Origin of the sequence: Calothrix sp. CCY 0018 (assembly GCF_963920925.1) — a bacterium.
Classification (GTDB): domain Bacteria; phylum Cyanobacteriota; class Cyanobacteriia; order Cyanobacteriales; family Nostocaceae; genus Rivularia.
Genome location: NZ_CAWUDI010000022.1, coordinates 1 through 14,385, shown reverse-complemented (window position 1 = coordinate 14,385; position 14,385 = coordinate 1). Strand labels below are relative to the sequence as shown.

Sequence of the window (14,385 nt, the reverse complement as noted above, 5' to 3'; positions counted from 1 at the left end):
TTCCAATTCCTAACTGGGCTTATAAACTTTCCCAAAGCTGTGATTTGGATTAATTTCAATTATTAAATCAACTGATGGAGATTTTATTAATGGTTTGATGAATAATTCTGGGTGCAGTGCTTTCCAAAAGTAATTTACGAATTCTTCGATTTGTAAGTCTGTCATTCCAGTTTTTCCGCTGGCTTTCATCTGATGCTCTGCTTGTTTTCGCCATTCTAAAGAAAGACGATAATCTGTAGGATTTAAAACAATTAAACTATCTAAGCGTTGCCATAAGGGTAGATAGTCGTGGAGCAAATGGTTCATATCCCTGGCAAATACTTTATCTGCTTCCGTAATAATTGGTAGCGGTGGAGTATTAAATACTGCGGAATCTATTGGTTTAACTCCGACAAACCAACCTTCAAACAACACGATATCAATATTTTCTACCGTTTCTGGTAAAGTGCGATCGCCATTTCCAGAATGTAGCGATTTATCGAAGCGAGGAACATTGATAGTAGTTTGTCGCTGAAGAATATTATCTAAAACATTTAACCCTAAATCAACATCATGAGTTCCCGGTGGCCCCCGCCAAATTAAACGGGGATCTTGTTGTTGTAAAATTAAACGTGCTTGATATGTTTTGTATAAGTCATCTATAGATAAACTCAAGGTGCGGTATTCTAAGTGTGACAAAATCAAGTTAATAATTTTACAAGTTGTGGTTTTGCCAGTTCCTTGTCCACCTAAAATTCCCTGTATAAAAGGACGCTGAATTTGTTGATGTCGCGATGCAATTTGCATTGCTAAAGGTAGCCATAAATCCCATAATGTTGGCAACACGGCTACCTTTGACATTTGTAAATTAGTTTGACATAATTCTTTAAAAGCCGGATAAATAGATTTGAGTAAATCCCAGCGTTTATTTATAGTTTCCTCTACATTTTCAGGTGTAATATCAAAAGCTTTTGCTCTAAACTTATCTTTAAGTGCTTCTGAGATTAGATTTTTATTTAGGGTATCGTTTTCTATTAATATTTCGGTAAGCATTTTAATTGAGGATTGGGGATTGGGCATTAGATAACCCGAATCAATAATACATTTTTCAATAGCTAAAATGTCAAAAGTTGAAGAATTAATAACTTATTCTGTAATATAGTCGTTCCAATTAATTTTCATAGTGCCAGCTTGCGGAGCGAAGACTACCATCATTTGTTTTTAGTTTGAAACGATTATAACCTTTTAAAAGGTGTAGAGGCTTTGCAATTGCAAAGCCTTCATTTAATATTTAGTTAAGTAGAATTACCCCGATTATTCTGTTCGCAACTTATTCATTTTTGAGAAATTAATCTTCTTCTTCGTCTTTCTTCTTTTTCTTGTCGTAGATTTTAACTTCGTAATGTTCATCCGGTTCTTTTTCTTTTCCTGTAGAAGTAATCAGTAGAAATAGAAAGAGAATTAGTAAAGCGCCTTCCATACTAAAACCTCGTTTGTAATATTGGGTTTATTCGTATCCTCAGTTGATATTTTTAACATCAAATCCTCAAGAAACTATTCCGGAATCTAGTTTATATTTGATTAGATGACCAATAAATTTATATACTTTGCATCGCTTATACGATACTTGTCTAATATATTTTATCGACTTTATCTTAAGAAATATTTAACGTTAAATAAAGATTTTGATTTGAATAGCTAAGGATTAATTACTTATTTTAAAAGCTGTTAAATAGAGACTATGAAGCTAATAAGAATTAATGTTTAGAGCATTTTATTTACAATTATCTCTTTAACAATTAAGTCTATTAAAATTCACCCGAATGCGATCGCTTTCTTTCCATCTCTAGGATTACTGAGTAAAAACCGATGCTTGACACAAAGAGCGCAGAGGAAAGAAGTAAAGAGAAATCGTATTATAATAAACATCGCCATATATTTTACTTGCTACTCATAACTCATAACTCCTGACTCCCAACTGCTCACTGCTCACTGCTCACTGCTCACTGATTTATGCTTCCTCCATCTTTTCAACCGATTTCCCAACGCCCAGAATTAAAATTGCCTAACGATGCTAAAGTTGCCGTATGGGTGGTAATGAACATCGAACATTTCACCTTTGGTAAAATAGGAACGTCAATTCAACCTCATCTAAATAGTTATCCAGAAATTGCTAACTATGGTTGGCGAGATTATGGGAATAGAGTTGGTATTTGGCGTTTATTTGAATTATTTGCCGAATTAGAAATTCCCGTCACGGCAGCAGTAAACGGCGAAATTTCCACGTTATATCCAGAAATTATGGAAGCGATGCAGCAGCACAATTGGGAAATAATGGCACATGGAATTAATAATTCTACTGGTCATAGTGGCATGGATAGAGAAGCAGAAACCGATACCATAAACAAAACTTTAACTTTACTCAAACAAGCCACGGGTAAAACTCCAAAAGGTTGGTTAACACCGGGCTTTTCGATTACAGAATCAACATTTGAACTGTTACATTCAGCCGGAATTGAATATACAGCCGATTGGGTAAATGACGATCAACCTTATTGGTATCCCGTTCCAGATGGACGTTTATTAGCTATTCCTTATACTATAGAAGCCAACGATATTACTTTATGTTTGAGCAACCGTTTTTCCGGTGCAGAATTTGCTAAAGCCATAGAAGATCAATTTTATCAACTGTGGCAAGAAGGAGAATCACAACCGCGAGTAATGGCAATTGGTTTACATCCTTTTATAGTCGGTCAACCAATGCGGTTAAAATATTTAAAAGAATGTTTGATGAACATTAAAAATCAACCAGATACTTGGATAACCACGGGGGAAAAGATATATGAATCAGTGATTAATCAATGAACAATTATCAATTATCAGTTATCAATAATATTAATTCCTATAGTACATTTATCGAAAAACCTCACCCTCGATTTACAAGAAGGTAAATCTTTCCCTCTCCTTATTAAGGAGAGGGATGTCCGCAAGGACAGGGTGAGGTTTTTAGGTTTATAATCAAAAATACAAAAAATGTATCCGTTGTTAAAATCCAAAATCTAAAATCTAAAATATGAATACTTCTCAAACTCAAACTTTAACAATTCCGGTAATTGATGCCAATTCAGAAAATATTAAACCTTACGGACATTTATTGGGTGATGATGTCAGTAAACCTGGATTGGGAATACCTTTTTACCAAGGAAGAGTATTAGAAGGTGAAAATTTAGACTTTATTTATCGCGGTGATGCAACTTTTAGAACTGCGAAAATAATGCCAGGATATCCAACAGTAACTTGGTTGGAACGTCATATGTACATGACACAAATGTTTATCGGTTTGGGACAATCTCCTTTTATTATGGTATTGTCACCACCAACTCACGAGAATAATCAAGATTTACCGGATTTATCGCAAGTAAAAGCGCTGCGTTTTCCTCCTGGGCATGGACTTTTACTGCATCTTGGTACTTGGCATGATTTTCCTATCGCTTGCGATCAACCTGTAGTGATTCTCACCGCAAATTCAGATGAAGTCGTTACTGCTTTAACTCAAATGAAACAGCCTGGAGAGATGAATGAAGGTGATGTTTATAAAATTTCTCTTACTAAAAGATTGGGATATGAAATTGAATTAGATGTTTAATTGGGCATTAGGCATGGGGAGAAAGGAAAAAGAAGAAATAACTCCTAACTCCCAAGTCCTAACTACTCTCTACTCCCTTTAATAAATCTCTTCTTCGGCTATATTTTCTGCTAAAAATAGCTGCTTATAAAATTCAGCAGTATATACCGCTTTTTGCCAGTTTTTAGCTTGCTTGATTTGTTCTAAACTTAAGTTTTTAGCTTCGACTAAGTTGGCACCATTCAAGTCTGCACTATTAAATTTAGTATTACTACAGTTGGCACCACTGAGCTTTGCGTCGCTAAGATTAGCGTTGAAAAAATTTGCTCCACTTAAGTTTGCTCCACTGAGTTTGGCACTACTAAGATATGCTCCTAAAAGGTTGGCGAAACAAAGGTTGGCACCGCTAAGGTTGGCAAAACACAGATTGGCACTACTGAGATTAGCACTGCTGAGACTTGCACTGTAGAAGTTAGCTCCATTCAAGTTGGCACCACTAAGATAAGCACGACTCAAATCGGCACCGTAAAAGTTAGCGCCGCTCAATTTGGCTCCGCTCAACTTTGCACCACTCAAATCGGCACCGTAGAAGTTAGCTCCGCTCAACTTTGCTCCATAGAAGTTAGCCCCACTTAACTTTGCACCGCTCAGTTTTGCCCCATTTAGATTAACTCCCTCGAAGTTAGCCCCATAAAAATTAGCCCCACTCAAATTAGCTCCACTTAAATCGGCACCACTGAGCTTGGCATAGCTCAAATCAAGCTGCAATTCATTGATAAATTCTGCATCAATTAAAAACCGAATAATGCTTCCTTTTCTTTCTCCATCTATATCTAATCTCCGCAATACTGACAAAGTTCTGGCACGTGCAACATCTAATGCTGCTTCTCGTAAAGGATCGTTTGCAGACAAAGATTTTAATTTTTTATCAAGCAGTAACTCTGACATCCTATCAATATAAGCTTGCAAAGCTTCTTCATTTAAAATATTATTTGTTTTTTGTTTTTCAGCCTTAACTTGTTCTTCGGCTCGTTCTTTTTCAGCTTTAACTTGTTCGTCAACTCGTTCTTTTTCAGCTTTGACTTGTTCATCAACTCGTTCTTTTTCAGCTAATTGTTTTTCTTCCGCTAGCTTCTTTTCATTAATTTGAAATTGAGTACCTAAAATAACTAATAAAACTGGAATTCCCAGCAATTCCAACCAGTCCCAAAGCTTTTTTGCCGCCTTTATATGCTCCATTTTTTTGTGAAGCTTGACAATCTTGCCAGTTTTAAAATTTATTGCTTCTTGGTCACTTATATAAATATCTGAAACAGTTCCAAACCCAATCCAGTCAAATTGATATAACTGTGATAATAAAAACAGAAAAATAATTATCGAAACTATAATAATTATACTTGTAACTAATATTTGTTTCTTTTCTTTGAATACCTGTAATGATTGCGCTAAGTTTATCATTGGATATAACTAATTATCAGTATTTGGCACGCAGCTAGAAGCCACATTTGCGAAAAAATAAACAATAAATACCGGATCAAAATTATTATAAACCCGGTTTGAAGACTAGTAAAAAATCTTGAAGTTTTGATATACGTCTACAAGTCAGTATCTTGCAATAAATTACACATGGCAAGAGGTAATCTCTTTACTTTTGTCCACGGGCAACCCAAAATAATATGATAATTGGTAATTGATAATTGGTAATTGATGATCCACACCCTCCGGGTGATAATTGAATATGAAAAAAGTAGTAGTAGTAGGTGCGGGTTGGGCTGGTTTGGGTGCAACTCACCATTTAGCCAAACAAGGTTATGATGTGACGCTTCTGGAAGCTGGCTCTTATCCAGGGGGTTTGGTTGCTGGTTGGAAGACTGAGAAAGGCAAATCTGTTGAAGCTGGTATTCACGGGTTTTGGTATCCTTATAGAAATATTTTTTCGCTAATCAATGAATTAAATATTAATCCTTTCACTACTTGGACTCGTTCATCTCAGTATTCTCCCGCAGGTTTGGAGGTTGAGTCTCCTATTTTTCAAGATTTACCCAAGCTTCCTACTCCTTTAGGAACTTTTATTTATACTAAATTTAAAAGATTGCCGTTAGTTGATAGACTCAGTGCTTTACCTTTGCTCTACGCTCTAATCGATTTTGATAATTCTGATGCTGCTTGGCGACGTTACGATTATGTCACGGCGAGGGAATTATTTAAGCAGTTTGGTGTTTCTGCACGGCTTTACCACGAGTCTTTTGAGCCGATGTTGTTGGTGGGTTTATTTGCACCCGGAGAACAATGTTCGGCTGCTGCAACTTTGGGAATGCTCTATTATTTTATTTTGGCACATCAACCGGATTTTGATGTGGTTTGGTGCCGGGGTACGGTTGGCGAAAAAATCTTCCGTCCTTGGGTAGAGAAAATTGAACAAGCTGGGGGGAAAATACTTGCAAATCAGCGAGTTACCGATTTAGTTACTGATGGGAATCAAGTAAAAAGTGTAGTTTGCGGTGATGAAGTTTTTGAAGCCGATGCAGTAGTTTTTAGCGTTGGTATTACCGGAATGAAAAAGATTGTTGCCAACAGCGAAAGCTTGCAAACTCGTGAAGAATTCCGCAATTTAAAGAATTTAAACGCGATCGACGTATTAGCAACTCGTTTATGGTTCGATCGCAAAGTTAATATTCCGCTTCCTTCTAACGCTTGTTTCGGCTTTGATGAAACTACCGGATGGACGTTTTTCGATCTAAACGCGCTCCACGATGAATATAGAAACGAGCCGGGAACGGTTGTAGAAGTTGATTTTTACCATGCAAATCAATTTATTCCTTTGAGCGACGAAGAAATAATTCCTATAGTGCAAAAATATCTAGCAAGCTGCGTACCGGAATTTGCCAATGCAAAAGTAATTGATAGCAGCGTCATTCGTTTACCCCAAGCTGTAACGCACTTTTCACCCGGTAGCTATAGACATATGTTGCCAGCAAAAACAACATTTAATAATGTATTTATGAGCGGTGATTGGATTACCAGCCGTCACGGATCTTGGTCTCAAGAAAAAGCTTTTGTTACAGGTTTAGAAGCTGCAAATTTGGTAGTTGATTATTTAGGAAAAGGTATAAATGCAAATATTTTACCAGTAGAAGCAGACGAACCACATATACAAATTGGAAGAACAATTAATAGTACAGTGCGCTCAATTGTTAAATCTATTGTTCCCGATTTTTGGCTACCGTAATCAGTGAACAGTTACCAATTATCTCTTTTAACCTGCGGAGGCAGGTTTTGTTTGTGTAGAAGCGGTTTCAACCGCCATTTTCCCATTCCCCATTCCCCATTCAAACCAATTTCGACAAAGTTATAACTACAACTCCCAAAATCATAATTATCGAACCAGCAATTCTTTCTTTAATATCTTGTTCTTTAAAAATTAACCAACCCCATAAAACGTTAAATAAAGCACTGGTACGTTTGACTGCAATTACAAAAGATACGAGAGCCATCTGTAATGCAGTCATTTGAGATAATATTGCTAAAGCATTTAAAAAACCAATTACAATTAGGTTTCCACTATTAGATTTAATATTTTTAATATTGGGTTTTGATTTAAACAATAATATTGGAAAAGTAAATATAGCTACGCTTAAATGTCCGGCGATCGCCCACATAATAGGAGAGGAATTCTGCACGCCGATTTTGTCAATATTGGCGGTAAGACTCCATACTAATACTACCCCAAACATTAATCTTGACCCGGTTTCTTTAAATAACGATTTAAAAGGAGCTAAATATCCCCTACTTTTATCTTGAAATTTCAATACATAAGCGCCAATTACAATTATAAATATTCCTAAAATACCAACAGCATTGGGAAATTCACCGACAAGAAACGGAGAAGTAATTAAAAGTAATAACGGACTTAATGTAGTTATCGGTGCGACTATTGATAAATCAGAAGCTTTGATGGCTTTGAAAAAAAGTAAAAATGCTATGGTATTTAAAATTCCGATAGCAATTACAGCATACCAAAAGTTATTTGCTAAACCGGGAATATCGTTAAATAAAAATAGCGGTAGAGAAAATAGTGCAGTTAATAAATTTAAAGAAAAAGTAATAACATATTCATCAACTTTGTCAACTGTCTTTTTATTGAAAATATCTCTGACTGATTCTAAAAAAGCTGTGGAAATTGCGAAGAGAAACCAAGACATATCAATTGTGGGTAATCGGTAATAGCGAATAGGGAACAGGGAACAGGGAACAGTTATGAAGAGAAAGGACTTACGCAAAGCCCCCCAAGATAGCGGGGGGTTGGGGGAATCTTAGAGTTGGGAATGCCTACTTTTTGGTTGCGGTTGCGGCCATTCCTGAGAGTATGAAATTAAAATTTATTCCTATGTAAAAACCGTCTTTCGCGTTTGGATTTTATCGGCTGTCGTCGTAATGGAAGTACGTCGGCTTCGTTACTTTCCCGTGCAACTCTAATTAATAAACCTGTTGCAATCAATGTAGCAATTATCGAACTACCGCCGTAACTAAAAAATGGTAAAGGTAAACCCGTGGTTGGTAAAACTCCACTGGCAACACCAATATTTATAAATGATTGTCCTGTAAGTAAAGTGGTAATCCCAATTGCCGATAATCTGTATATAACGCTTTTTGCTTTGAGAGCTACAATTAATCCCAAAGTTGCGAATACAGCTAACATTACTAACAGTGTGACGCTGCCAACAAAGCCAAATTCTTCAGCAAATACAGCAAAAATAAAGTCACTATCTTGAATTGGTAGCCAAGAAAGCTTTTGTTGAGAAAGTCCAAATCCAGAACCCCAAGTATTGCCAGAGCCTACTGCTAATAAACTTTGAATTAACTGGTAATCTGTACCTTGAGGATCGTCCCAAGGATTGAAAAAAGAAGTAATACGCGAGCGTTGGTATTTATTAACGGTAACGCTCATCAGCGCTAATATAACTCCCGCACCAGCGCTACCTCCCAAATATTTGTAAGGCAAACCACTCGCGACAGCAATTAACCAGACAGTCATACCGCAAAGTGCCGTGGTACTCAAGTTAGGTTGCGCGAGAATTCCCAGCAACACTAAACCAAAAACCCCCAGCCAAGCAATGCGAATTCCCCAACTAAGTCTGTCCCAATTTCCAAAAACTCGCGCACTTTGCAATACTAAAAAAGGTTTGATAAATTCCGAAGGTTGAATCGGGAATCCTGCAATAGATAGCCAGCGGCTCGTACCGTAAACCCCCCTAGTTCCCAAACCCGGAATTAAAGTAAGAATAATCAACCCCAAAAACAACATTAGCAGCCAATGGGATACCCCAATTATTTTATGAAAGGGTAAATTAACAATGATATTGAAGAGAATCAAGCCCAAGAATACAGTTATCAATTGACGTTTGAAAAACAAAAGCCCATCACCATGCTTAACGTCAGCAACTGGGTAAGAAGCCGAAAACAATACGGCTAAACCTACAAACAGCCAAATCAAGGTTAACCAGCGTAACAAGCGGGCTTCTAATGCCCAACTGGATACAGTTTCATCAAGAAATGGAATCAAACGGCTTAATTTCAATTTCACAGCGCAGAAGGTTGGTTAGTGGTTTTCGGTTTCGGATTGTTTCGTTTATAACCCGACTTTGGTAGATTCTAATGGGGAATTAGTATTTTCGCATAGATGTGTTGGCTTCATTTATCTTGAAATTTGGGAATTGGGGATTGGGGATTGGGGAATTGGGGATTAGGGATTGGGAATTGGGAATTGGGGATTGGGAATGAAAAATACCTGGCGGTTGAAACCACGGCTACACAGGCAAAACCCACCTGCGTGGGTTTATTAGTAGGGTGTGTTATGGCGCGATAGGGAATTTGGATTGTGACGAAATATATTTGTATCGCGCCTAACGCACCGTTTTGGTATTAATGTTCTTTAATGGTGCGTTGCGCTCCGCGACAACACACCCTACAAATACAAGAATTAATTTTTCAAATCTCCTCAACTAGCCAATCAGCAATGAATCTGCCATCGGGAAGAGTAATATTGTAATATCCACCAGATACAAGATAACGGTTAAAGCCAATTGCCCCAGTGAAATCAATATCGCCTACAGAAATCTCCCCGTGACGCCCTTCAAGATTCGCATTCGGTAAATTGCTACCACCGATCCCACTATCACCCAATTCGGCGTTTCTCAAACTTACACCTTCCATATTGCAACCTTCGATAACTGCTTCAATCATGCTGAATCCATCTAAATTCGCTTCTTTAAGATTGGAGTCAAAAATTGCTGCTTCAGCTAAGGATGCTTCTTGAAGATTAGCCCCTGTAAAATTGCAGTTTCTGATCTCAATTCTTTCAAAACATACTTTACTTAAATTAGCGTTACTAAAATTGGTGTCTTCGAGTTCAGCGCAAGTAAAATAATCTCGTTCGGGGTTAGCTAGCCTAAAATCAGTTCCTATAAAACCACTTCCTTCTAAGTTAATTTCGCTAAAATCTCTTTCCCCAGCAGCATATCGCTGTAAAAATTCTTTAAAAGTCATAATTGAGTTTTTCAGTCGATTTTAATTCACCCGAATGCACCATTCTTAACAAGCCTCATAAACCGCCTTGGAATAAATTCCCAGGCTCAAACACAAAGTCTGATAAATCAGACTGGGAAAGTTTTCAGCTTCTTATAGTGCGTTTCAACGTACTTTGTATATGAGCCTTGAAATTGATTTCAAGGCGGAAATTTGGGTTTAACAACAATGCTGCAAGATGTTAGTCTTAAATATTTTATTTAGCCTTCCAAACAATGTTAGGTTACTACAAATCACCCATTACCAATTACCAATTACCAATTACCAATTCCCAATCACCTCCCCAACTTATTTTCAATTCCTTCACAACCACCGGGAATTGTTTTTCTACTTTCTTCGCCGCACCAATTACAACAATAATGTCGGTTGGCTGGAGACATTCTTTTAACGTTGGTAAAGTTAGCTTTTTCTACTACTGCACCCGTGCGCTCCCCGGTTCGATAATTGGGTGGATGCAAACGACTGCGGGGTGATGCTCTTTCTAAGGAACCGTAAAATAGTTTGGTTGCGTTGATGTCGGCTCCCGATAAATTAGCTTCATATAATATGGTGCGGCAAAGGTTGGCTTTTACTAAGTCGCAGTTATTTAAGTTGGCGCGTACTAGGTTGGCTTCGCTTAAATCCGTCCACCGTAAATCTGTATTGGAAAGGTTGGCACCCGCTAGCATTACTCCTAAGTCAATGACGCGCACTCCTGCAACCAAGTCAATGGCGTAGCCACCACTACCGTCAAGAATTGCTCTACCTAGATGTGCGTCGCGCTGTAATGGTGTTAATAATTTAGAACGAGATAAAAAGCGGAGAATTTTGGCTTTTCCAACTGAATCAACGCTACTCAAAATTGAAGCGGTACGCCCTTCTGCTAGCAATCTTTCTTGCGGCCAATCTTCTAATAATCCTTCTTCATCTAATACTAAATCGGAAATGCCTTGAAAATATGTGTCGATTGTCTGCTGTTGAGTAATATTATTTTGCTGAATGGTAAGTAAATTTTGCTGAATTGTTAAATCTTTGGAGATGACATACTGTCGCCAAGCAACATAAACCGCGATAATGGCTATCAGAATTTGTCCTAAAGCACCAAACCAATCGGCTAAAGTTCCCGAAACGTCCCAATTGATCGTGCCCGGAACAAATTTGACTAAAGCTGCAATCGAGACGGTTATGCCTAAAAAAGCAATAATCAACGCTCGCTGTTGAGGTGTCAGCAGTTCAGTTACTGTAACTCGCAACCAGGGTAAAAGTATTATTACTGATAATAATAATGTTGCTACGGTTCCTACAATGCCAACTATCGGCTGATTTAGGACTATACCAACAACCGTTAATATAATTGCAAATAAAGTTATTAATAATGCTCGTGATGTGACTTGCAGTTCTGTGGAACTGTCGTCAGCAAAGGTGGAACGGGCTTGCTGTAGGGCACTCGTGTTTTGTTGCGACTGCACCGAAGCTATGGCTGAGTTTACTTGTTGAGCGGTAAGCCCGTTAGGTAACTGGCTTGTACTTGTTATACTCTCGAATTCATCGGGTTGCCATTTGTCTTCGGATGCGGGTTGCTGGCTCCGAGACTGCGATGAGTGGGAGTTAGATTCAATTGACATGATTATATTTTGACATCAGCAGTACTAAATGGCGCGTTGTGCATACAGAAAAAGTTTTGAGAATTCAGGAATTATTCTGATTTCTCTTCAACAGATAACTGTACTATTTTTAACAGTTATATCAAATATTTTTCAATGCTCCAATTTTGCTAATTTACTATAAGTAAGTATTACTGTTTACTTACTAATGATTTCAAATAATTTCATGAGGCGGGTTAAATCCTAGCATTATTTATTTATAGCTTTACAATCTCAATTAATTATGTATAAATAATAGCTACTGTGTTACATTCTTTCTGATTTTAATCTACTTTAATTAATCTTAAGTAAGATGTATCTATTGTTACGTATAACTAAAATAGACAAATATCTAATTAATATTATTAAGCTTTAAAACATTAAAATTGAAATCCTTCAACCCTCTTAAATAGAGAGCTTTGCATAAATCATAACAGGTTAAAATTAATAGAATAATTCAGCAAATTTAGTTGAAGAATTGATTGTCAAAAATAGATGACTAATGTATTGTAGTACTTCATGTATTATAAACCTTCCTTTTTCTTTAAAAAATAAAAGCATTTATCGGTAAGTATTTTACTATAAAAGAGAACAAATTAATTAATCAATTAGTTTTGCTAGATACTTGTTAAAGGTAAGAAAAAGACTTAGGATAAATTATATGATTTCTATGGATGCGATATGGCATTTTGTAGCCGTTTTGTTGCCTCTGGCTTAACTGCTTTATTGATATTTGGTTGTAGTGATTGGGCAGAATCAACAAGACAGGATGACAAAAAAGTAGTGCAAGAAATTAACGTTGCTCGGTTGTCTACACAAGACTCTGTTAAGCAGACAGAAGACTTTTTTGATCGAGGAAATAAACTATTACAAGCAAATCGCTACGAAGAGGCGATCGCACTTTACGACAAGGTGGTAATGGCTGCACCCGATAATGCTGAAGCCTGGATTAACAGGGGAAATGCTTATTCTAGTTTGCAGCGATACGGGCAAGCTTTAGGCTCTTACGATAGAGCGATCGCTATTAAGCCAAACAAGGATGAAGCATGGTACAACCGGGGAAATGCTCTATCAGCGATGCGTCTCTACCATGAAGCTGAAAAATCCTACGATAAAGCTATTGCGATCGAACCCGACAAGTACGAAGCTTGGATTAATAGAGGTATTGCCTTAACCCAATTACGCAAATACAGACAAGCTTTAGCATCCTACGACAAAGCGATCGCGATTCAACCCAACAAACATCAAGCATATTACAACAAAGCCTGCACCTATGCTTTGCAAAATAATCCTGATGAAGCGATCGTTAATCTGCAAAAAGCCATGAAAATAGTTCCCGGTAAATACGAAAAACTAGCAAAAACCGATCCAGATTTCGCCAAAGTACGCAACACCAAGCAGTTTCAAGAAACAGTGAACAGTTATCAGTGAACAGCTACCAGTTACCAGCTACCAGTTACCAGTGAGGAGTTAAGAGCTTGAAATGTAATGGGAGCGTCTCGATCCTTAAAGACATCGAAGCATCTTCCTCCCTACTGACACTAAGATAAGTAGGTGGGTGTAAATAAACGTGGTTATGTTTTGTCATTGCGACGAGGCATTCGGTTGCATTCAGCGGAGCTGCGGTTCATCGCAAGGGTTTCAATCTTTTTTACATTTCGTTACATAGTTATATTTATTGGCGCCAACCTACTTAGTGAATTTAAATTACTCTCCCCATCCCTTCTAAAGCTGTGTAAAAAAAGGAAAAGATTGTTAAAATTTTTGAATAGAATAGACATAAAAATATTTTTATTTATCGGTATGATATTATATGATACCGTATTTTAATAACTATGTATACTCAACCAAAATATGTAGATTCAACTATTGATGAATATCTGCAATACGATTTAGAAAGTCTAGTTCGTTACGAATATATTGCAGGTCAACTTTATCCTTTATTAGGAGAATCTCATAATTTAAAAATTATTGCTGAAAATTTATTTGCAAGGTTACGTACCCAGTTGTACGGTACTGATTGCTATGTTTTTTCATCTGATATGAAAGTACGCATTGAATCGATGAATGCTTTTTATTATCCTGAAGTATCTGTTGTAAAAGATTCTCAAGATAGAGAAATATATTTTAAAAGTCGTCCTTGTTTAATTGCAGAAGTTATTTCACCAATCACAGAGCGTATAGATCGAAATGAAAAATTCTTTAATTATCGACAAATACCCAATTTACAAGAGTATATTTTAGTTCATCAACTGGAAGTAAAAATAGAGGTTTATCGTAAAGTTTATCAAAATAACTGGCTGTTGGAAACTTTAACTAAAGACAGTATTTTGAAATTACAATCGGTTAACGTCGAAATTACGATGGCGGAAATTTACGAAGATGTTGAATTTGAGCAGTTATCAATGAGCAATGAACAATGAACAATTATCAATGCTTTAATGTATTTAAGTACCCGTACAAAATTAATTTAACATTTTGTTTAGGTAGGGAATAGGGAAGAGGGAACGGGGAACAGTTACAGCAGATTGCAGCTTTATGAGGTACAGTAACAGCAATTAGTAAACCAGTTTT

At 36.9% G+C, this 14,385-nt stretch carries 12 protein-coding genes; 5 read left to right on the top strand and 7 right to left on the bottom strand.

The genetic code is table 11. The features are described from left to right. Positions 1-9: 9 nt before the first annotated feature. Together ACM03V_RS16900 and ACM03V_RS16895 are read right to left on the bottom strand one after the other, a co-directional pair. Positions 10-1,032, bottom strand: a complete 1,023-nt coding sequence (locus ACM03V_RS16900) for a glycerate kinase (protein ID WP_414622041.1) — start codon at positions 1,030-1,032, stop codon at positions 10-12. Positions 1,033-1,327: 295 nt separating this feature from the next. Continuing rightward, positions 1,328-1,459 (bottom strand): hypothetical protein, encoded by a 132-nt coding sequence (locus ACM03V_RS16895; RefSeq protein WP_414621959.1) that lies wholly within the window; start codon positions 1,457-1,459, stop codon positions 1,328-1,330. Between the two features lie 533 nt (positions 1,460-1,992). On the opposite strand from ACM03V_RS16895, the gene ACM03V_RS16890 reads away from it, so the two are divergent. Together ACM03V_RS16890 and ACM03V_RS16885 are read left to right on the top strand one after the other, a co-directional pair. After that, positions 1,993-2,844, top strand: a complete 852-nt coding sequence (locus ACM03V_RS16890; RefSeq protein WP_414621958.1) for a polysaccharide deacetylase family protein — start codon at positions 1,993-1,995, stop codon at positions 2,842-2,844. Between the two features lie 208 nt (positions 2,845-3,052). Then, positions 3,053-3,625, top strand: a complete 573-nt coding sequence (locus tag ACM03V_RS16885) for an ureidoglycolate lyase (protein WP_414621957.1) — start codon at positions 3,053-3,055, stop codon at positions 3,623-3,625. 78 nt (positions 3,626-3,703) lie between these two features. On the opposite strand, the gene ACM03V_RS16880 is transcribed toward ACM03V_RS16885, so the two are convergent. After that, complete coding sequence (locus ACM03V_RS16880) at positions 3,704-5,062, bottom strand: pentapeptide repeat-containing protein (RefSeq protein ID WP_414621956.1); 1,359 nt, start codon at positions 5,060-5,062, stop codon at positions 3,704-3,706. 280 nt (positions 5,063-5,342) lie between these two features. Here ACM03V_RS16880 and ACM03V_RS16875 point away from each other — a divergent pair, with 280 nt between their 5' ends. Further along, positions 5,343-6,833: an FAD-dependent oxidoreductase gene (locus ACM03V_RS16875; protein ID WP_414621955.1), complete on the top strand. Its 1,491-nt coding sequence runs from the start codon at positions 5,343-5,345 to the stop codon at positions 6,831-6,833. A gap of 100 nt (positions 6,834-6,933) precedes the next feature. On the opposite strand, the gene ACM03V_RS16870 is transcribed toward ACM03V_RS16875, so the two are convergent. The 4 genes from ACM03V_RS16870 to ACM03V_RS16855 form a co-directional block, all read right to left on the bottom strand. Continuing rightward, positions 6,934-7,806: an EamA family transporter gene (locus ACM03V_RS16870; protein WP_414621954.1), complete on the bottom strand. Its 873-nt coding sequence runs from the start codon at positions 7,804-7,806 to the stop codon at positions 6,934-6,936. A 170-nt stretch (positions 7,807-7,976) separates the two neighbouring features. Then, on the bottom strand, positions 7,977-9,182 hold the full coding sequence (locus ACM03V_RS16865; protein ID WP_414622040.1) for an FtsW/RodA/SpoVE family cell cycle protein: 1,206 nt from the start codon (positions 9,180-9,182) through the stop codon (positions 7,977-7,979). A gap of 410 nt (positions 9,183-9,592) precedes the next feature. Next, on the bottom strand, positions 9,593-10,150 hold the full coding sequence (locus ACM03V_RS16860; protein WP_414621953.1) for a pentapeptide repeat-containing protein: 558 nt from the start codon (positions 10,148-10,150) through the stop codon (positions 9,593-9,595). Between the two features lie 314 nt (positions 10,151-10,464). Beyond that, the gene (locus ACM03V_RS16855; RefSeq protein WP_414621952.1) at positions 10,465-11,793 is read right to left on the bottom strand and encodes a pentapeptide repeat-containing protein; all 1,329 of its coding nucleotides are present in this window, start codon (positions 11,791-11,793) and stop codon (positions 10,465-10,467) included. 699 nt (positions 11,794-12,492) lie between these two features. Here ACM03V_RS16855 and ACM03V_RS16850 point away from each other — a divergent pair. Together ACM03V_RS16850 and ACM03V_RS16845 are read left to right on the top strand one after the other, a co-directional pair. Continuing rightward, complete coding sequence (locus ACM03V_RS16850) at positions 12,493-13,242, top strand: tetratricopeptide repeat protein (protein ID WP_414621951.1); 750 nt, start codon at positions 12,493-12,495, stop codon at positions 13,240-13,242. A gap of 404 nt (positions 13,243-13,646) precedes the next feature. Next, complete coding sequence (locus ACM03V_RS16845; RefSeq protein ID WP_414621950.1) at positions 13,647-14,234, top strand: Uma2 family endonuclease; 588 nt, start codon at positions 13,647-13,649, stop codon at positions 14,232-14,234. Positions 14,235-14,385: the final 151 nt, after the last annotated feature.

Coding starts and splice junctions, on each gene's coding strand:
- ACM03V_RS16900 (WP_414622041.1), bottom strand. CDS start 1,032: ATGCTTACCGAAATATTAATAGAAAACGATACCCTAAATAAAAATCTA.
- ACM03V_RS16895 (WP_414621959.1), bottom strand. CDS start 1,459: ATGGAAGGCGCTTTACTAATTCTCTTTCTATTTCTACTGATTACTTCT.
- ACM03V_RS16890 (WP_414621958.1), top strand. CDS start 1,993: ATGCTTCCTCCATCTTTTCAACCGATTTCCCAACGCCCAGAATTAAAA.
- ACM03V_RS16885 (WP_414621957.1), top strand. CDS start 3,053: ATGAATACTTCTCAAACTCAAACTTTAACAATTCCGGTAATTGATGCC.
- ACM03V_RS16880 (WP_414621956.1), bottom strand. CDS start 5,062: ATGATAAACTTAGCGCAATCATTACAGGTATTCAAAGAAAAGAAACAA.
- ACM03V_RS16875 (WP_414621955.1), top strand. CDS start 5,343: ATGAAAAAAGTAGTAGTAGTAGGTGCGGGTTGGGCTGGTTTGGGTGCA.
- ACM03V_RS16870 (WP_414621954.1), bottom strand. CDS start 7,806: ATGTCTTGGTTTCTCTTCGCAATTTCCACAGCTTTTTTAGAATCAGTC.
- ACM03V_RS16860 (WP_414621953.1), bottom strand. CDS start 10,150: ATGACTTTTAAAGAATTTTTACAGCGATATGCTGCTGGGGAAAGAGAT.
- ACM03V_RS16855 (WP_414621952.1), bottom strand. CDS start 11,793: ATGTCAATTGAATCTAACTCCCACTCATCGCAGTCTCGGAGCCAGCAA.
- ACM03V_RS16850 (WP_414621951.1), top strand. CDS start 12,493: ATGGCATTTTGTAGCCGTTTTGTTGCCTCTGGCTTAACTGCTTTATTG.
- ACM03V_RS16845 (WP_414621950.1), top strand. CDS start 13,647: ATGTATACTCAACCAAAATATGTAGATTCAACTATTGATGAATATCTG.